Consider the following 18,274-nt stretch of genomic DNA (forward strand, 5'->3'; position numbering starts at 1 on the left):
CGTGCTCAGCCGAGGAAGGAATTGATCGAATTACTCAGGGAACGGGCGTCAAGTCCGTGAATGTGGTCGTGGTCGTCGGGGGTTCCGTAGTGGCGATCTTCCATCTCACGTCGAACGCCCAGGGAGAGCAGCCGATGGGGATGGCTGACGAGACTGGACGAGACTTGGTGCGCCGAGGTGCCTGCCAGATAGGGCTCGACCAACACGACGTTCGGACGGTTCACGGCTTGCACCGCGGCACACAGGCCCGTGGCGTCGAAGGGGCGAATCGTCGCCGCGTAGAGGATGGTTACGTCGAGCATGGAGGTTGCCGACAGCACCGCATCTAAACAGGGCCCGACTGCGAGGACGACTCCGCGGGTGCCGTACTTGATAGGTGTGAACGATGTCCCTCGGACCGCATGGGGGTAACGGTTGACCTGACTCGACAGCCGTAGGTAGACCCGTCCATCGCCTGGTAGCGATTCGAGGAGAAGATCGGCGGCCTCCTGTGGATGGCCTGGCACGTGAACTGTCCAGTTGGGCATCGAATCGATGACGGTGATATCGCCCGGGGTGAAATGGGAGAAGGCGAACTCCGACAAGTCGTAGGAGGCTCCCCAACTGACCAGGACTGCGCCGACATCTTGCTGGGCGAAGTTCAGCTTTATTTGTTCAAGAGGCCGCTCGACGAGAAAGGCGGCGACTGTGTGTACCACGGGTCGCATGCCACACATGGCGAGCCCGCCGGCTACCCCCATCATCAGCTGTTCCCTGATCCCTACGTTGATCACGCGGTTGGGATCTGCGATCGCGGCCGCTTTGAAGAGGTGGGCTCCGATGTCGGCCAGCACAACTACGGCGCGGGGGTCTGTTTCCAATGCACCAGACATGGTCGTTCCGAATGCGGTCCACATGTCAGTGTGGTTGAAGGACTTTGGTTCTTGCGTGTCTGCGGAATTCATGGCGATTCATCTCTGCTGAATGGACGAACGGGCCGATTGCCGAGTCACGGTGGCGACCACCGCGAGCGGTCTGTCGTTGTGATCTCGATTCAGTGCCGCAGCGATCTCCTCATGGTCAGCACCGTTGATGTTGATTGTGTCCCAACCCTCACCGTCGAACCGTTTATCGATTCCATGCGGCCAACCCATACTTGCCGTGCCGTTGTCCAGGACGATGACCGTCAGTTGGTTCAAGCGCGCGCGTCCTGCAAAAGCCATCGCCTCGTGGTTGCTGCCCTCATCGAACTCTCCATCGCCGATGAGCACGAAGACTCTCGGTGCGTGACGATTTTGTATACGGAGTCCCATCGCGACGCCCACTGCGAGCGGCAAGCCATGGCCGAGCGAGCCACCCGACATTTCTACACCCGAGATTTTGGTTCGATCCGGCGCGAAGCCGAGTGGTGAGTTCTTTGTCGCCCAGGTATCGAGGAGCTCTGGTCGGAGGAACCCTTTGGCCGCAAGTACCGCGTAGTAGGCCATCGGGCCGTGACCTTTGGACAGCAAGAAGCGGTCCCTGTCGTCGTCGTCGGGGCTCTCGGGGGATACGTTGAGGATTTCGTCGTAGAGTACCCACAGCACGTCCATCGTCGATGAGGATGAGAACGAGTGCCTTTCGTCTCCCCGCATACGGGAGATCAGAGCAGGCAGATCGTCATAGCTGAATTCGGTTGGCTCTTGTCGCATCGCATTCTCTTCGAAGCGGATAGCAGTAGCTGGGCAGGAACGTGCAGCCGCGCGTACCAGCGAATGGTTGTCTGGGGAAGGTTTGTCCACGAGCAATGTGACTGTGCCGTCGTTACTCTGCTCGAAGACCTCGGGCGCGACGAGCACGCACTGACCGGAGCCGAAACACCTCCGCTCGTTCACGACGACTTTCATGACCGCTCGCTTCTCACCACGTCAGCTGTAGTTCTTCGAGGCCGAGAACAATGCTGGCGGAGCGGAGCCGAACGTCGTGCGAGGGTGAGAGGGCTAGGTCGGGAAAGCGCCTCAGTACCGCCGGCACGGCCGTGCGCAGGGTCATCCGAGCGAGTGAATGCCCAAGACAGAAATGGACGCCATGCCCGAAGGCGAGGTGACCGGCTACTCCCCTGGTGATATCGAGGTCGTCGGGTCTGTCCGTCAGATTGCTGTCGCGATTAGCGGCCAATAGGGACGGGATGACGAAAGATCCTGCCGGAATGGTCACCCCGGCGATTTGCACCTCGGTTACTGCCATGCGCGGTGGCTGCGAATGGGCGACCGACAACCACCGCAATAATTCCTCAATTCCGGAATTGACGCAGTTCGGGTCCTCGATCATCATGGCGGCTTGTTCCGGGTGATGCAAAAGGGCCAGTACACTGAGGCCGATCATGCTTGCTGTGGTCTCGTGTCCACCGAGCATGATCAGACTGATGATGCTGATAAGTTCGTCGGTGCTGAGGTTGTCGCCAATCTTGCGCGCCAGAATTCCCAACAAGTCGTCACCGGGTTGTTCCTGCGCACGGGTAACCAGGGTGGCCATGTATCGACGGTCTTCTCGCTGGGCAACCGCTCGTTGTTCTGCAGATGCCGACAGATCCAGGAGGCGTGCTGTTCGATCTCGCAATTCGTCGCGATCGGCATAGGGCACTCCCAACAGCTCACACAGTACGAGCAAAGAGACTGGTAGCGCGTAACGGTCCATAAGGTCGGCGGGTTGCCCGGCTTGCTCGAGACCATCCAATGCACTGTCCACTATCTCTGCGATGCGCGGCTGCAGGCGACTGAGCCGGTGCACTGAGAACTCCGCAGCAAGGATATGACGCAAGCGGGTGTGGTCGGGGGGATCGAGTCCGATGAGGTTACCGGCGCGCATGGCGGCTAGTTCATCTTCAATCACATCGCCGCCGCTGGGTATTGCGAACATTGGCGTGTGGGCGTTGCTGAACCGGTTTGAGTCTGCGAAGATTCGCCGGACGTCTTCGTAACGGCAGACGAGAAAAGCCGGGGCCCCGTAGAGTTCTCCTACTGGGATAACACCGTCGCGGTCACGGACCTGGGCGAGCTCTTCGGTCGGGTTCAGGCCGTTGCGTCGCATTTCTAAAGGTAAATCAGCCGTTCCGGCCATACCGGAATCCCTTCGATTGTTTGTAGAAGGACGAAGTGGCGCGCCGATGCCGAGGATCGCTGGCGCGTGGATAACTCGGATATCTCAGGCCACCGCTACAGACGCTCGCACGCGATAACCAAGTAGTCGATGCTGCGTTCGCGGAAGCCCTGGAGGAATGGTTCCTCGACACCTGTGCGCAACGCTGCCTGGTTGCGCAGGTCCCAGTACGGGATGGCTTCGTCGGTGTATCGCTGAACGTGATACGGCACCAGACCATTTGCTGCCAGAGTTTGGAAATAAGTACTGCGGGTGTGCATAGCGCACTGATATTCTTCGTCGATCAACCGTGATGCCTCGGAACGCTCAGCAACTACGTCGTTGCGGCACCAGGTGACTGCGACATAGCGGCCGCCGGGGCGCAGCAACCGGGCGAACTCGGTGAACGCCTCCCCTAGGTCGACACACATCGTGGTTTCGTTGGAGACGATGTAATCGAAGGTGTTGTCCTCGAAGGGGGCCTGAACCATGTTTGCGAAGTGGAATTGCACACGGTCCGAGCTCCCGCGTTCACGGGCCAACTTCTCTGCGAACTCGACATGGTGAGCGCAGTAGTTCACCCCGTCTACCCGGCAGCCGAATCGATCAGCGATTGTGAAGGTCGTTCCGCCTCGCCCCGATCCCGCGTCCATGACACGAGAGCTCGGTGAGACCTCCCCTAATGCATCGACGATAAGGTTGATTTCCAGCGACTCCATCCGGTGAAGTTCGCGCAGGATCAGTGACTCCCGCAGCTCCGCAGGTGCAGCGAGTACAGAGTGATCGTAGTCACCGATTCCGTAGTGGTGGTGGTACAAGCCGTCTTCAGTGCCCAGCAGCAGGTTGATATCGTCGGATTTTTTGGCATCCCAGTAGCGGCGCTGCTGTACGTCATGCTGGCCGAGGACTGCCACGTCGAGGTTCGGCATTTCAGGCTCCTTCAAGTTTGTGGTTTCCGGGTGGATGTCTCAGATGCGTTCGGCCGCAATCACTAGGTAGTTCAGTGAACCGTCGCTGTAGCCGCTGAGGAACGCATCCTCAACGCCGGTGCGGAGTTTGCTGTTGTTGCGTAGCTCCCAGTACGGCATAGCTTCGTGTGTGTACTGAGCCACGCGGTACGGAATCAGGCCGTTTGCCGCGAAGGCCTTGAAGTAAGTGCTTCGGCGGTGCATTCGGCATACGTAATGTTCATCGATCTGCCTTGTCGCGTCCGAGCGTGGGTCGACTGCGTCGTTGCGGCACCAGGTGGTCATTACGTAGCGACCGCCCCGTCGCAGTAGGCGGGAGAACTCGGCCATTGCTTCGTACGCGTCGGCGTACATCGTCGTCTCGTTTGAGACCACGAAATCGAAAGTGTGATCAGGAAATGGTGCCTGCAGCATGTTCCCGAGGTGGAATTGAACGCGGCTATCCCAACCGCGTTTGCGTGCGATCTGCTCGGCGAACGCGACGTGATGTTCGCAAAAATTGACGCCGTCGATTCGGCTCTCCGTCGCTCCAGCGAGACGAAAAGATGTTCCCCCGCGACCTGACCCGGCATCCATGCCGCGAGAGTTGGGCGGCAAAGGACCGAGGGCGTCGAGGATCAGTCCGACTTGATCATTCTCCATTCGATGCAACTCTCGCAAAATCGCGTTCTCTCGCTCCTCACCTACGGAATCCAGAATAGAGCGGTCGAAATCGCCAATCGCGTAGTGATGGTGGTAAAGATCATCATCAGCGCCCAGTAGGAGATTGATGTCATCGGTTGTTTTAGCGTCCCAGTGAGCTTTCAACTCACGTTCATAGCTATCGCGCGCATATTGATCTGCCGAGATCATCACAGTCTCCTTCTTCGGTTCTCCCCATCATTTCTGTATCTCAAGTCGACATGTCGAATGAACCATTGCGACCTGCAAGGTCGGCGACTTGATGATGTCTTCGACGCTACTTATCGAAATTAATTGCGGAAATACCTCCACAGCTCTTCGTCGCGAAGCGACAAAACTTTGGCACCGTGCGACAAGTGGGGTCGAAGTCCCCTACGGGGTCCAGTGCAGGTAGGCACCCATCTGCGCCGGCCGTGAGGAGACCATGGAAGCCGCAACCGGCCAACGATCAAGTCCTCGGAGTCGGGCCCTCCAAAGTCGACAACGACTACAGCCACGTCTACCGCGAGAACCCGCAGATCAATCGTCTTATGCCGTGAAGGCGATGCCCCGATCGGCGCGAGTGCGCGCGGACGTGACGGAGTTGCGTGGTAGCTACCGTGGACGGATAGCCGGACCGTCACTACCTCGAGCAAGGTCAAGAATTTTGTCTTGATGAATCCGTCACCCGGTCGTGTACTTGTTGCCCAGCGAGTTCGATCACGTCGACGCGGCGCGCCGGTACGAGAACCTTCGTTCCGGTCTTGACCACTCGGAATTGATCGGTGGATGTGTTCTCGAATTAGCTGGGTTCCGCGTAAAACCTTCTGAATTCCGAAGGCGAGCAACCCTTCAACTCGCGAAATAGCCGAGAAAGTCTCGACTGGTCACTAAGCCCCCACCGCGCACTGATGTCGCCTATCGGTATCTGTTGTAAGCTTGGGTCGATCAAATCGGCAGCGCACCTTTCAATGCGCTCATATGCTATATAAGCGGACAGAGTTCGCTCCTCTCGCTCGAAAGCGCGATGCAGCTGACGAACCGATACATGTAGTTTGCGCGCGAGTAGGTCGGGATTGAGCGTGGGATCAGAAAGATTCTTCTCGATCATCAAGCGCGCCGTCGCTACGAGGCCGGATTGCTGGTCAGGCGGTGCGTGGCCATGGGGCGGGTGCATTCCTTCCCACGCCAGTAATCGAACGGCTGAGATGACATTATGAGCCGTGAACGTGTTCAGCATTCCAATTTCTCTCGAAGTAGAATGTAAAGTATCTGAGAGTATTTTCCCCGTACCTTCAGCGTTTGGCACAACGCGAAGACCTCGACCCGAGGCGGCGTCGAAGTCTTCTCTTGAGCCCACCCTCTGCCGTAACGTGACTACCGCTAAACAGCTGGCACGGGTTACAGTCATTGTATAACTGTAATCGCTATAGTATAGGCCAATGCCTCCACTCTTCAGCGATATTTGGACGCCGTTCTGCGACAGAATTACTTCGCCCGATAAGACGTATTGAATCCTCACGGAGAATCGTGGATCGGCTTCGAGATCAACCTGTCGACGAGTAATTTCTCCTGGTCCGCACCGAATCGACGCTAAGCTGTCCCCATCGACTATTCGCGCAGTGAGTCGTGTCATACACTGTCGTTCAGGCGCGTGACACGCGGTTCCGTACACGGTGTACAGCTCGTGACTACGCTCTTCGCTAGATGCGTGGTCGGAAGTTTTGATCAGAGTTGTGGCATTGCGGTCGTTATGGGCATTGTCTCGGAACCTTTTTGAAGGTTCTCTATCGGTTGCAGCCATTTTCGCCCCCCGGCGCGAATCGTGTTCGGTCTTTAATTTGCTCATGTCCAGAGTCCGGCAGAACCGGCAACATCAACGGCCACAGGCGACGTGCTGTAACGGCTTCGACAGGTCGAGGCGTCGAGGCCGGATGCCCACTCCACGTTACTGCGGCCTGTTGGTGAAGTGATTGGAGTGATCTCTATGTGGTGTAGTCCGCGTTTATTCGAATGTATTCATCGGTGAGGTCGCAACCGAACACTCTCCAGGTGTCGGTGCCGATTCCGAGGTCTACGTTGATCTCGACGGTGGCAGTTGCAAGGTGTTCACGAACCACCTCGACGGTGTCGTGCTGGTCGAGTGACGAGCTCGGATACACATCGATGTCCGCGAATGCGACTCGGATTCTGTCGGGTTCTATGTCCACCTCGTTGCTACATTTTCCGATAGCCATGAGAACTCGACCCCAGTTGGGGTCTTCACCGTGGATCATCGTCTTGACCAAGGGAGAGTTGATGATCGACTTCCCGACCACGCGCGCTTGGCGCTCGCTCGATGCACCCGAGACCGTAGTGACGATCAGCTTGGTCGCACCTTCGCCGTCGCTGGCAATCATTTTCACCAGATCCGTGCACACTTCCTCGAGAGCCTGCTCGAACTCGGTATCGGGTACCGGGCCGGCGGCACCATTGGCGAAGACCGCCGCTGTGTCGCTGGTGGAGGTGTCGGTGTCGATCGAGACCGAGTTGTAGGTGCGGTCGACAACGTCACGAAAGATTCGGTTGAGCGTGTCCTGGGGGACGTCGGCGTCGGTGAAGACAAACGACAGCATGGTCGCCATGTCCGGTTCTATCATCCCGACGCCCTTCGCGATTCCAACGATGGTGCTGGTGCCGACGGCTCGTTCGGAGACCTTGGCGCGGGTGTCGGTGGTCATGATCGCTCGGGCCACCGCGTGCGCGTCGAGTGGTGTTCCCTGGCCGAGCCCGTCGAGTCCGGCGCGGATGGTGTCCATCGGATATTGCACTCCGATGACTCCGGTGGAGGCCATTATCAGGGCATCGGGTTCGATTCCTACGGTTCGTGCGACGGATGCGCGTATCTCGCTGGCGTTGCGGAGCCCTTCCGCGCCGGTCGCGACGTTGGCGTTCTTCGCCAACACGAGGACCCCGCGCGGACTGGTCTGCTCGATCGAGGTCTTGCTCAAGGTGACGCAGGGGCCCGCGAACAGTGACTTCGTGAAAACGACCGACGAGGTGCACGGCCTGTCGGAGATGACCATGGAGAAGTCGTCTTTACCTTCGTCTGCCAGTCCTAAATGGGTTGTCCAGCAGTGAAACCCTTGTGGGGACGCGGCGCTCATGTCTGCCCTTTCTGATCCGTGTGATGTCGAACTCAGGACGCTCTGCACCATGCCAGCAATGCGCGCCGGTCGGGCTTGCCGACAGACGTTTTCGGCCAGTCGGACATCAGAGTGATCTTTCCGATGAGACCGCAGCTGTTCATCACTTCGGTGACGCGAAGGTGGATTCGTCCGAGGTCTGCCCCGGTGGGTGCCAGGCGGCACAGTACTGTCGTCGGTGTGTCTGCTCCTGTGGCCGTTGGGGCGAAGACGACGACCTCGTCGACCTCGTCGAGTGCGGTGATCTCGTCGACCAGGACGCCTGCCGAACAGAGTTGACCGTGGTTGTTTGTCCATACGTCATCGATGCGGCCCAGGACGTTGATGGCACCGTTGTCGTGGACCATCACCGCGTCCCCGCTTCGATACCAGCCGTCCGTGAATGCGCTCTGTGTACGGTCCGGGTGTCCCCAGTAGCCTTCGGCTCGGTGCGCTCGGCGGAATTCGGGCTCGCCCACTCGATAGGTATCTGCGTCGATTCCGTGGATGGGGCGCACTCGCATCTCCACCCCGGGTAGGGGCCGCAGTTCGGCCGCGCTCTGCAACTGTGGCCGCAGATCTGCGCACATGATGCCGCACTCGGTGGCCCCGTAGAGCCTGCGTAGGTGGACCCCGCACCGCTGGTGGATCAGTCGCGCAGTGGTCGGCGTCAGGAGAGCCCCGCCCGTCAGTGCGGTGGTCAGGTGTTCACCCATTCGCTCCGATGCCGCCGGTGACGCTGCGATCGCGTCGTAGTGCGAGGGAAGGGCGCTCATATAGGTACCGTTCCAGTCGCAAATCGCTCTCGCGTGGGCAGAGGCCGGGAGACCGGCGTCGAGGTGCACCGTGGGTGCTCCCGAGAGCAAGCCCGCGAGAACGTGAACGTCCATCCCGTGCGCGAAATCGAGGGGGTGGATGTTGATGATCACATCGTCGGCTGTCAGACCGAGCTGCTGGCACCAGTCGGTGCGGTCGGCGAACAGCGATTCCTCGGTCCAGTACACCCATTTCGGCTCACCACTCGATCCGGATGTTTCGAGGATTCTTCCTCGCACGGTGTCGTGCTCGGTCACGTCGCATTGACGCGTTGGGTTGCAGTATCGGAGCTTTCGGGTTGCTGCATCGAACACGGAGGCCAGTTCGGGCAGGTCGGGGTCGATGTCGTGGTCGGTAATGGCGTGCCAGCGGCGGCCCAGTGCGCTCAGTCGGTCCCATGCTGGATGCCGCGTCCGGCTCGCCAGGTGCACGCCGCCGGCGGCCATCGTTCCCAGTAGTGCTGCAACGAAGTCTGCGGCCCCGGGGTGATGATCGACGACGACCACGTCGCCTTCGTCGATCACCGGTGCCAGTGCATCACGCCATGCCATCGCCGCGGCCGACAGCTCCCCGAACGTCGTATGGCGTCGTCCCTGGTGAAGTGCGTCCTGATCCTGTTGGGGCATGCTGTTCAGTGCGGCGAGGAACCCTCGCGCGTCAGACATTGATCTGTCCTCGGAACAAGTGTCTGACGCTGCCCGGTTCGATCGTTGTCCGCCCGTGCAGAACCTGTTCGTTGTCGAGGACGAGAAGATCACCCGGGGCCCAGTCGTGCGAGTAGAAGCTGGTACTGCCCCGCAGGTAGGAGTCGAGCCGTGCGAAGACGGCCCGGCTGTCTTCTTCGGTCGAGCCCGCCAGACGGACCGACCATCCTGCGGGGGTGGTCCGTTCCTCGGTGAACGGGAGTGCCACGTTCAACCGCGTTGTCCCCGTTGCTGATCGCACTGCAGGTGGAATCGACAGCCAGCGGTGCGCGACGTCGGGAAAGTGGGATTGGTCGGTGACGTAGTACTCCCAATCCACGTCGGTCACCGTGCTCAGGTCCGGTGGGAGTGTTGCATCGAGTAGATCCGATTGCAGACAGAGTTCTGTGCGTCCGGATCCTGTGGGCTGATCGACTGCATTGCAATACAGCGCAATGTATTTGGGACAGGTCCCGACAAGTGTGCCGTCGGTGTGCAGAGGCAGGGCACTGCGCCCGGTGACGACGCGGTCCGGTAGCGGGCTTGCGTCGAGATCGAGCAGACCTGCGCTTCCGGTGCCGAACCGATGTGTGGCGAGAGTCCCGAGCCCCTGCACGAAGACCTCGAAGTCGCTTCTGCCGAAGTCGACGTCGCCGACCAGAGCGAATCCATCCCGGGTGGCCACTGCCGCGAGATCTCCGGGATCGGTGGCCGTCACCGCTGCTCACCGCCGACCGCAACATCGTGGTTTCCCAGAGGGACCTCATCGAGGGTCTGTGCCCGGATTTGGGCACAGACGGCAGCCAGTTGTTCTCCGAGCGCGCCGTCCAACCCTGCTGACAAACCCGCCCCTTGGTGGATTGCGACTTTTCTCCCGAACGCAGTCTCACGGGGCAGTTGGTAGGCCGCGAGCTCGCGGAGGTAGTACTTTTCGATGCCGTCGACGGTCTTCAGCTGAGCGGGGACACTCTGTTGAAGGTGCAGTAGAGCAGGACTCCAGTACGGGTGGTACATGCGCGGCCCTGGGGTGAATTGGCCGGTCACCATCATTCCTGATGCGCTGGCGTCGTCGATACGTTCGTTCAGATCGCCGGCGACTGCGCCCATACCGAAATCGCTTCCGGCGTTGAGCAGATCGCTGCCGAGTCCGGTCACGAGGTCGGCACCACATGCTCGCGCCAACTCGAAGGCCACTGTCACCAGCAGATGCACGGTGATGACTTCTGCATCATCGGATTGAGTGTGCTGCATGCACGGGTAGATCGCCGCTGTCGATTCCTGTGCGGTGACGTCGATGACGTCGAGCGGCAGACCGACGTGGCGCGCTGTTCGAGAGGCACCGTCGATTTCGTCACCCCAGGGTGTGCGGAGGGTCAGTGCACGGACGTCGGCACCGGCCCTCCACAAGTAGGAGGCGAGGAGTCCGGAGTCGACACCACCGGAGAGCAGTAAGCGAATGGGACGACCCGACGATGCGATTTCCGTTGCTGCAGTGCGTAATCCATGGTCGAGCCACCCCATGGCCTGTTCGAGCGAACACCCTGGGACACCGCCCGACGGCGACGATCGGGGGACAGCGCGGTGCACCGACAACTCTCCGTCGGCGGAGCAGACCAGAGTCGTCCCGGGGCGAAGTGCCGTGGTGGTTCCTGCGCGGTGACCGACACTCGCGGCGGTCGCCGCGAATTGCGCTCCCACCGCCCATGTCCGTGCATCATCGGTGCGGGAGAGAAAGACTCGGCATTCGCCGTGCAGCGGCGTCGTGATCATGACTGTTCCGTCGTTGCGGTTCAGAACGGGGCCGGTATGTCCGCCAACACGGCGGATGCGGCCGCTGTGCGAAAAGACGACCCACCCATGATCGGTTGGGGTCATGGGTTGTCTCCGACAATTGTGCGCATCTTCTGTTGGGCCGCATCGCCTGCAGCGAACCCCGCTCGGTGGCCGGCTATTGCTGCAATACGGGCTCGTTCCATGTCGAGCAGCAGATCGTGGTTGACGAACGCCTTGGTGCGGGCAAACGGCACCGATTGGTACTCGGCCAGTGCCTGTGCTCGGGTGCATCCTGCAGCGAGCGGGTCACTATGGGCTGCAACGAGTTCATCGAGGAGGCCGTCGGAGAGTGCGGTGGTACCGAGCCATCGATCGCACCCGATGATCATTCGATTCGCCACGGCAGGCCCTACTCGGCGTTGCAGGAGCGGAGCTCCGAGTATGCAGGAGATACCCAACTTGAGCTCGGGCATACGGAGGTCCGACGTCGACGTTCCGATGCGCCAGTCGGCGCACAGTGCCAACTGAAGACCGATGCCGATGCAGTATTTGTCGATGACTGCCACGGTCGGTTTCGAGATCGACAGAACTGCTCGATACATGTCCACGCAGGCGTCGATCCATCGGTTGACCTCGGAGCCTCCCGTGAAGTCCTTGACTTCGTTGAAGTCACCGCCGACACCGAAGGATCGACCGTCTCCCCCGTACAGAACCAGCCCCTCGACATCCGGGGTGTCCCCTAGCTGCCAGACCAACTCGGTGATGCCGCGCATCTTGTCTGTGGAGAACGTGTTGTGTCCTTCACCGTCGAATTCGATGATCGCCAAGGGGCCGTTGCGAACTGCAGTACCGCCATGGGCTTCGGGCGACCTGGGCCGATCGTGGGGCTCGTGGGTGGCGGAGGGTGAGTGCAGTGTTCTCACGCTTCGACCAGCTCCCCACGCTTTCGGCGGTCTGCGTCGAGGGCGCGGCGTGTGTAGAGACGTTGTCCCCATTGTTCGCTGTGATCGGCGCTGATAGCGGTGCCGTTGCATATTGTGGTGACGATTCGATGGAATTGAGCCAGTGCGGCGGCGGCGGTGCGTTCGCTCAAGCTCGTCTCGGATTCGCCTGGGACGATGTCGAATCGGTCGACTGCGATGATCGGACCGCCATCTACCTTCGGGGTGATGATGTGGCAGGTGGCCCCGAATTGCGTCTGGTTGTCGTCGATCGCGTAGCGATATCCGCCGATCCCTCGGTAGTTCGGGGTCGCCGGGTGGAAGTTCACGGCCAGTTCCCGCACTCGATCGAGTGTGGCCTCGGACAGGATGAAGTCCGATTTGAAGGACAGAAGCAGGTCGCACCCGTGCCACTGATCGAACGATCGAGTTACTGGATCGCCGTAGTCCCAGGCAAACCAGTCGACGTCGGCGAATCTGCGGCGGAGAAAGTCGTGGGCGAGTTCGCCCCACCGTGATCCGTCGGAGATGAGCAGAACAGAGCGGGTGTCTTTCATCGAGTGACAACTCCTTCGGTGAGTGGGAGAGCCCAGCAGTACGCGAATCCGGCACCTGCTTCGTGTAGAAAGGTGTCTGCCTCTTCGTAATCGGCCAGAGCCGAGCTGTATCGGCCGTATTTCGGGGACGTCCGGCCGATGCATCGAGCGGAGCCCTTGTACAGCTCGACGGTCACTGTGCCCGTCACGCGGTGAGCCAGACGGGCGCAGTAAGCATCGAGTGCTGCACGCAGATCGGTGAACCAGTAGCCGTAGTAGACCAACTCTGCGTACTGGTCGGCGATGGACCGCTTGTGGTGGAGCGTCTCTCGGTCCAGTACGAGTGCTTCGAGATCGGTTCGTGCAGCGAGAAGAACTGTTGCAGCGGGTGCTTCGTAGATTCCGCGGCTCTTGAATCCGACGATGCGGCTCTCGAGAATTTCGGTACGCCCGATACCGTTCGCGGCCGCTGTGTCCCCGAGTTCGCTGACCAGGTCGATCAGGTCGAGCTTGCGGCCGTCGAGAGCGACGGGGATGCCTGCTTCGAACTCGATCGTGATCGTTGTTGGACGATCCGGTGCCTGCACCGGCGCGGTCGTGATCTGCCATGCATCGGGCGGTGGAGCGTGGTCGATGAGGTCGAGATCCCCGCACTCGATGCTGGTGCCCCAGATATTGGTGTCGATGCTGTACGGCGTCGTCTTGCTGACACCCACATCGATACCGTGACGATCGGCGTAGGCAATTTCGCTACCGCGGGAGGTCATTTCCCAATCGATGACAGGTGCGAGGATGTCGAGCTCGGGAGCCAACGCCCGCACGGAGGTGTAGAACCGGACCTGATCGTTTCCCTTGCCCGTGGCACCGTGAGCGACTGCGGATGCACCGCGTTCGCGAGCGATGCTGACCAGCCGCTCGGCGATCAACGGTCGAGACAACGGTGCAGCCAGAAGATATTTTCCCTCGTATGCAGCGCCGGCGGCGAGAGCCGGGATTGCATAGTCGTGGAGGAACAGGTCTCGGACGTCTTCGACGATAACTTCCGACGCGCCGGCCGCGGTTGCGCGCTTCGAGACGGCCTCGAGGTCCTCGATTTGGCCGAGGTTCGCGCAGTACGCGATGACCTCGGTCTGATAGCGCTCTTTGAGCCAGTGCACGGCAACGGATGTGTCCAATCCGCCGGAATATGCCAGGACGATGCTCATACCCCGACCTCCATCGCGAGTTCGGGCACGCTCACGCCGCCGACGACGGATCGCGCTGCTCGTAGGCATTCCGCCTTCGCCTCCCAGAGGCGGGTTCTGGCTTGCCGGATTTCGGCGAGTCTGTCGGTCACGTCGGCCAGGCCTTGCTCCTGCTGTTCGGAGACCCGCGTCGGTCCGGTGGATCCGGCAGAGATGTAGCTGCGCAGTGTGTGGAGCGGATCGCATATCTGCTTCATGTCGACCTCACTGATGTCGATGTCGTGTTCCTCGCGGAGGAAAGTGGTGGTGAACGCGACGTTGCGCAGGGTGTGACCGGCTGCGAGGGCGGCGTTGACGAGGTCACCGGTGATGCGGTGGGCTGTGCGGAAAGGAACGTCGAACCGAGAGACCAAGATGTTGGCGATCTCTGTCGCGGTCGAGAAGTTGTCCCAGCACAGGGCTCTGCCGCGAGCACCGTCGAACGCGGTGTGCAGGTTCTGGCGTCGGCACAGGCGAATGGTGTCGAGGTACGTATCGAGGGCGCCCCAGTAAACCGGTTTGTCCTCCTGCAGGTCGCAGCTGTACCCGAGACCGACCGACTTCTCCATCACCAGCAGTTGCACCAGCGCACCCACCGCGCGACCGGACTTCCCTCGCGCCAGTTCTGCAACCACCGGATTCTTCTTCTGCGGCATGATCGAGCTACCGGTCGCGAACGAATCGTGCACTTCGGCGAGAGCGTATTCGTTCGAGCTCCAGGTGACGATCTCTTCCTGCATGCGAGATAGATTCACAGCACCGCTGGCAGCTGCGCCCGCTACTTCGACTGTCCAGTCCCTCGTCGACGTCGCATCGAGCGCATTGACCATCGGTGCATCGAACCCGAGAAGCCGGGAGGTGTAATCGCGGTCCAGGGCGAATGTAGTTCCGGCGAGCGCACACGCGCCGAGCGGATTGATGTTGATGCGCTTCCAGGCATCCATCAGTCGGGAGGCATCACGCAGCAAGGCCTGTGCGTGCGCAGCCTTCCAAAATGCTACCGAAATCGGTTGCGCTGCCTGCGAATGCGTGTAGCCGGGTAGAACTGCTTCTCGTTCCGACTCGGGGCACCCGAGCAGATCCTGCACGAACATGAGCAGTTCTTCGCTGGCATCGAGCAGCCACTCGCGGGTGACCATGCGTGCGTCGGTCTGCACCTGATCGTTTCGGGACCGTGCGGTGTGCATGCGGCCGCCGACGGGTCCGATCCGTTCGATGAGCATGAATTCGGTGTTGAGGTGCACATCTTCTTGTCGGACGTCGAGCTGCAATCCACCGTCGGCTCGGCTGCTCTCCATGTCGAGCAGCCCAGCGAGAAGCGCTTTGGTGTCGGGTTCGGTGTTGATTCCCGCGCGACCGAGCATCAGAACATGAGCGATGTTCTGCCACAGGTCGTGTTCGAGCATTCTGCTGTCTACCGATGCTGTCTCTGTGTAGCGAAGTACATCGTCGGTGATATCGGTGGAGAATCTTCCACCCCAGAGCTTTTCGCTCATTGATCGGTACCCCTCTGTGTGCGTGATGGTTCGGTTTCGGTACAGGAAAGTTCGGGTTAGGGCACGGCAAAGCCAAGACCTGGCGGGATTGGACGGCCCGGGGCGCGGACCCGGGCCAAGGCGTCGTTACACAATCAAGTCAGGTCGGGCTCGGGTCGAGTAGTTGAAAGAGCGAAGGGAGAAGGGCTCGGACGGCGGGGGTGTTTACTCGAAGGCCAGCCGGACGCCGAATCCCACCAGAACAACACCCAGTCCACGCTCGAGCCACGCCCCCAAGCGGCCCTTCTCCAAGAACCGGCGAGCGGACGAGGCAAGAAGTGCGTACGAGGACAGACATATCAGCGCCACCACGAACTCGATCGACATGAGCAGCATGGACCAAACGAAAACGTTCCCGTCGCGCGGAATGAACTGCGGCAGCACCGCCAGGTAGAACGCACCCATTTTCGGATTCAACAGGTCCGCGACGAAACCGGTCATGAACGCTCGCGACCACTTCGGCTGGTGCGCGTTGTAAGTCGCGGCATCGACGTCGGTGAAGCTGCCCTTGCGCTGCCAGATACTCTGAATTCCTAGAAACACCAGGTAGGCGGCACCTGCGATACGTACCGCGTCGAATGCCCCGGGGACGCTGGTGAGCAAGGACGCCAACCCCACGGCCGCAGCGATGCCCCAGGCCATCGACCCCGTCGCCGCACCCAAAGCTACGGCGATGCCGTGACGCACACCGCCGGTAAGCGAGTGCTTGACCGCCAACATGACGTCAGGACCTGGGATTATTCCGAAGACGATAGCGACGGGGAGATAGGCCAGAACGGGGTTGTTCACGGCAAGAACGGTACGACCGCTCCAGCATCGATGCACGTTTCCTAAGTATCGCTGATCTAGGTTTAGTATTTGTGGATGTACAACCACGATCAGCTCGCCACACTTGCCGCGATCTGCGATTCAGGGTCGTTCGAGGGAGCTGCAACGGCGTTGCACATCTCGTCTTCTGCAGTCAGCCAACGCATTACCGCGCTCGAACGAGCGTCGGGGGCCGCGCTGCTACAGCGAACCAGGCCGGTACTACCCACCAGAAACGGGCAAGCCCTGCTCCGACTCGCGCGGCAGATCGAAGTCCTCACCGTCGACGCCGACGCTGAGCTACGCGGCGGCTCAACGACAACGAATACTGCTGCACCGCTGCGCTTTTCACTTGCTATCAATGCCGATTCGGTCTCGACGTGGTTCCAACCGGTGATGAAAGCGATAGCCGTCGACCGACGGATACTGCTGGACCTCCACATCGAAGATCAGGACCATACAGACGCTCTACTGCGTCAAGGCGCGGTCATGGCCGCCGTGACGACCTCACGCACCGCAGCACCTGGCTGTACGGTCGAACCGCTCGGAGCCATGGTCTATTGGCCCGCGTGCGCACCCTCACTCATTCGCGACGCCGACTCCGACGGTTGCGATCCCAGCCGCCTCCCGATGCTGCGATTCGACAAAAAGGACGACCTGCAACACGCCTATCTACGCAAGATCAAGGCGCACCGTGAGCCCCCGATCCACTACCTCCCATCGAACCGCGAATTCCTGACTGCAGCTCGACTCGGACTCGGGTGGGGCGTGCTACCGGAAGGACAAATCGCACGCGACCTCGCCGACGGGACACTCGTTCACCTCGACCCCGACCACAACGTCACCATTCCCCTGTATTGGCAACGATGGCACCTGCCATCCGAAACCCTCGACAGAATCACAGGCTGGGTACGCGATGCTGCACATAACGCATTGATCGACACACCCAAAGAACGAAAAACAGCGAACCGTCCCCCAGGTCATGCGGTGACCGGCGCGGCAACACCGGAACCTGCGTGAGTCCGGCGGTCATCGGTCCAGCTGTGACGGCTAATTGCACACCCTGATTGGACCAAAGTTGCGGCGATGCACGCCGGTCGCATGGTCCGCCGCCGGGTGCGCGCCTAAGGTCGCCGATCGCTGACCGAGCATACGACGCGGGGCGTTGAGCCTCGACCGAATGCTCCACCACGCATCGAAGTATCGATCGGCGCGGATCCCATAGTGTACGAAAAGCAGTGATTGCTGGCAGCACAACTGAAAAACGTCAAAACAGCTACTGCTGCAGCTTTTTTCAGACTGGGAGTACGCACGGCCTGCGGCGGCGCGGGTCTCTGTTCCGTCAGGGTGAGGCGAGTGCCTCGGACAGGTAACGAATCAGTGCCGCCTTGAGCTCGGTCACGAGCTGGTCCTTCTTGTTAGTTTTTTCTGCGGCGATGACGGGCATCATTCCGCGGGTGATCTGCAAGGCCACCAGCGCGTGGAGGTCGATGCGTTCGCTGGACAGGGTCGGTGCGAGTGCGGCCAAGGTCTGGGCGACCCTCTGGGAGAGTTCGCTCTGCAATGGTACGACTGCGGTATACAGGGCAGGCTGGGTATCTGCTCGCGAGAACAGTTGCAGGAAAGCCGGATTGGCCGCATTGAAGGCGACCATATTGTCGACGGCCCGGTCGATGAACTGCGGTAGAGATTCCACGAAGCCGTCCGGTCGCGGATCGACCGCGGCCGATTGGGCGTCGGTCAACTCCACGACGTAGCGTTCCGCCAATGCTGCGGCGATGTCTTCCTTGTTTCTGAAGAACTGGTACAGCGAACCCGGTGACATGCCCGATTTGCTGGCGATAGCGTTCGTGGTCGCTGCGTCGAACCCGACTTCTCCGAACAACTCCTCCGCACCGTCGAGGATCGCAGCGATGCGCTTGAGTCCGCGATCCTGACGCTTGGGTGCAGGAGAGGTAGTTGGCGTCGAGGTATTCGGCATGTGAACTCCAGGCTTTCCGGTAGACAAGACGAGCTTTCGCTCGTATTCTCGCAAATCACGAGCAATCGCTCGTATCCACGGTAGCAGGGGG

Annotated in this window: 17 protein-coding genes; 1 reads left to right on the top strand and 16 read right to left on the bottom strand. The window is 60.4% G+C overall.

The genetic code is table 11. The annotated features are described in order from the left end of the window. Positions 1-5: 5 nt before the first annotated feature. The 15 genes from CH276_RS00675 to CH276_RS00745 all read right to left on the bottom strand — a co-directional run bounded on the left by CH276_RS00675 (position 6) and on the right by CH276_RS00745 (position 16,184). Complete coding sequence (locus CH276_RS00675) at positions 6-944, bottom strand: transketolase family protein (protein WP_015586133.1); 939 nt, start codon at positions 942-944, stop codon at positions 6-8. A gap of 6 nt (positions 945-950) precedes the next feature. Then, positions 951-1,865 carry a 4Fe-4S domain-containing protein gene (locus tag CH276_RS00680; RefSeq protein ID WP_080730063.1) on the bottom strand — a complete coding sequence of 305 codons (915 nt, stop codon included), beginning with the start codon at positions 1,863-1,865 and terminating at the stop codon, positions 951-953. A gap of 13 nt (positions 1,866-1,878) precedes the next feature. Beyond that, on the bottom strand, positions 1,879-3,078 hold the full coding sequence (locus CH276_RS00685; protein ID WP_015586131.1) for a cytochrome P450: 1,200 nt from the start codon (positions 3,076-3,078) through the stop codon (positions 1,879-1,881). Between the two features lie 95 nt (positions 3,079-3,173). Further along, the gene (locus tag CH276_RS00690; protein ID WP_032365004.1) at positions 3,174-4,025 is read right to left on the bottom strand and encodes an SAM-dependent methyltransferase; all 852 of its coding nucleotides are present in this window, start codon (positions 4,023-4,025) and stop codon (positions 3,174-3,176) included. Between the two features lie 39 nt (positions 4,026-4,064). Continuing rightward, entirely contained in the window at positions 4,065-4,916 is an 852-nt protein-coding gene (locus CH276_RS00695) for an SAM-dependent methyltransferase (RefSeq protein WP_015586129.1), read from the bottom strand. Positions 4,917-5,526: 610 nt separating this feature from the next. Continuing rightward, positions 5,527-6,573, bottom strand: a complete 1,047-nt coding sequence (locus tag CH276_RS29220) for a helix-turn-helix domain-containing protein (RefSeq protein ID WP_080730062.1) — start codon at positions 6,571-6,573, stop codon at positions 5,527-5,529. A gap of 136 nt (positions 6,574-6,709) precedes the next feature. Beyond that, the gene (gene argJ / locus CH276_RS00705) at positions 6,710-7,921 is read right to left on the bottom strand and encodes a bifunctional glutamate N-acetyltransferase/amino-acid acetyltransferase ArgJ (protein WP_306430905.1); all 1,212 of its coding nucleotides are present in this window, start codon (positions 7,919-7,921) and stop codon (positions 6,710-6,712) included. After that, positions 7,903-9,369 carry a class I adenylate-forming enzyme family protein gene (locus CH276_RS00710; RefSeq protein WP_032365002.1) on the bottom strand — a complete coding sequence of 489 codons (1,467 nt, stop codon included), beginning with the start codon at positions 9,367-9,369 and terminating at the stop codon, positions 7,903-7,905. Before CH276_RS00710 ends, argJ begins: the two co-directional genes overlap by 19 nt. Further along, positions 9,362-10,105: a TauD/TfdA family dioxygenase gene (locus CH276_RS00715; RefSeq protein ID WP_015586125.1), complete on the bottom strand. Its 744-nt coding sequence runs from the start codon at positions 10,103-10,105 to the stop codon at positions 9,362-9,364. Before CH276_RS00715 ends, CH276_RS00710 begins: the two co-directional genes overlap by 8 nt. Beyond that, positions 10,102-11,262: an asparagine synthase C-terminal domain-containing protein gene (locus CH276_RS00720; protein WP_052053091.1), complete on the bottom strand. Its 1,161-nt coding sequence runs from the start codon at positions 11,260-11,262 to the stop codon at positions 10,102-10,104. Before CH276_RS00720 ends, CH276_RS00715 begins: the two co-directional genes overlap by 4 nt. Next, positions 11,259-12,083, bottom strand: coding sequence for an enoyl-CoA hydratase/isomerase family protein (locus CH276_RS00725; RefSeq protein ID WP_052047791.1), 825 nt, complete (start codon positions 12,081-12,083; stop codon positions 11,259-11,261). The genes CH276_RS00720 and CH276_RS00725 overlap by 4 nt, the downstream gene beginning before the upstream one ends. Next, positions 12,080-12,658, bottom strand: coding sequence for a formyltransferase family protein (locus tag CH276_RS00730; protein WP_032364999.1), 579 nt, complete (start codon positions 12,656-12,658; stop codon positions 12,080-12,082). The genes CH276_RS00725 and CH276_RS00730 overlap by 4 nt, the downstream gene beginning before the upstream one ends. Continuing rightward, entirely contained in the window at positions 12,655-13,842 is a 1,188-nt protein-coding gene (locus CH276_RS00735; protein WP_015586121.1) for an argininosuccinate synthase, read from the bottom strand. The genes CH276_RS00730 and CH276_RS00735 overlap by 4 nt, the downstream gene beginning before the upstream one ends. Beyond that, the gene (argH, locus tag CH276_RS00740; protein ID WP_052047792.1) at positions 13,839-15,356 is read right to left on the bottom strand and encodes an argininosuccinate lyase; all 1,518 of its coding nucleotides are present in this window, start codon (positions 15,354-15,356) and stop codon (positions 13,839-13,841) included. Before argH ends, CH276_RS00735 begins: the two co-directional genes overlap by 4 nt. Before the next feature lie 204 nt (positions 15,357-15,560). After that, on the bottom strand, positions 15,561-16,184 hold the full coding sequence (locus CH276_RS00745) for a LysE family translocator (protein ID WP_032364998.1): 624 nt from the start codon (positions 16,182-16,184) through the stop codon (positions 15,561-15,563). 75 nt (positions 16,185-16,259) lie between these two features. Here CH276_RS00745 and CH276_RS00750 point away from each other — a divergent pair, with 75 nt between their 5' ends. Continuing rightward, positions 16,260-17,222 (top strand): LysR family transcriptional regulator ArgP, encoded by a 963-nt coding sequence (locus CH276_RS00750; protein ID WP_015586118.1) that lies wholly within the window; start codon positions 16,260-16,262, stop codon positions 17,220-17,222. 322 nt (positions 17,223-17,544) lie between these two features. Here the strand turns inward: CH276_RS00750 and CH276_RS00755 are convergent, their stop codons facing one another. Then, positions 17,545-18,183 carry a TetR/AcrR family transcriptional regulator gene (locus CH276_RS00755; protein WP_015586117.1) on the bottom strand — a complete coding sequence of 213 codons (639 nt, stop codon included), beginning with the start codon at positions 18,181-18,183 and terminating at the stop codon, positions 17,545-17,547. Positions 18,184-18,274 lie beyond the last annotated feature (91 nt).

The organism is Rhodococcus sp. 06-470-2, assembly GCF_002258235.1.
Classification (GTDB): Bacteria; Actinomycetota; Actinomycetes; order Mycobacteriales; family Mycobacteriaceae; genus Rhodococcoides.

Bases quoted from the DNA above. Each gene is read 5' to 3' on its own strand.
- CH276_RS00750 (WP_015586118.1), top strand. From the start codon at position 16,260: ATGTACAACCACGATCAGCTCGCCACACTTGCCGCGATCTGCGATTCA.
- CH276_RS00755 (WP_015586117.1), bottom strand. From the start codon at position 18,183: ATGCCGAATACCTCGACGCCAACTACCTCTCCTGCACCCAAGCGTCAG.
- CH276_RS00675 (WP_015586133.1), bottom strand. From the start codon at position 944: ATGAATTCCGCAGACACGCAAGAACCAAAGTCCTTCAACCACACTGAC.
- CH276_RS00735 (WP_015586121.1), bottom strand. From the start codon at position 13,842: ATGAGCATCGTCCTGGCATATTCCGGCGGATTGGACACATCCGTTGCC.
- CH276_RS29220 (WP_080730062.1), bottom strand. From the start codon at position 6,573: ATGAGCAAATTAAAGACCGAACACGATTCGCGCCGGGGGGCGAAAATG.
- argH (WP_052047792.1), bottom strand. From the start codon at position 15,356: ATGAGCGAAAAGCTCTGGGGTGGAAGATTCTCCACCGATATCACCGAC.
- CH276_RS00685 (WP_015586131.1), bottom strand. From the start codon at position 3,078: ATGGCCGGAACGGCTGATTTACCTTTAGAAATGCGACGCAACGGCCTG.
- CH276_RS00730 (WP_032364999.1), bottom strand. From the start codon at position 12,658: ATGAAAGACACCCGCTCTGTTCTGCTCATCTCCGACGGATCACGGTGG.
- argJ (WP_306430905.1), bottom strand. From the start codon at position 7,921: ATGGTGCAGAGCGTCCTGAGTTCGACATCACACGGATCAGAAAGGGCA.
- CH276_RS00695 (WP_015586129.1), bottom strand. From the start codon at position 4,916: ATGATCTCGGCAGATCAATATGCGCGCGATAGCTATGAACGTGAGTTG.
- CH276_RS00690 (WP_032365004.1), bottom strand. From the start codon at position 4,025: ATGCCGAACCTCGACGTGGCAGTCCTCGGCCAGCATGACGTACAGCAG.
- CH276_RS00720 (WP_052053091.1), bottom strand. From the start codon at position 11,262: ATGACCCCAACCGATCATGGGTGGGTCGTCTTTTCGCACAGCGGCCGC.
- CH276_RS00680 (WP_080730063.1), bottom strand. From the start codon at position 1,865: ATGAAAGTCGTCGTGAACGAGCGGAGGTGTTTCGGCTCCGGTCAGTGC.
- CH276_RS00710 (WP_032365002.1), bottom strand. From the start codon at position 9,369: ATGTCTGACGCGCGAGGGTTCCTCGCCGCACTGAACAGCATGCCCCAA.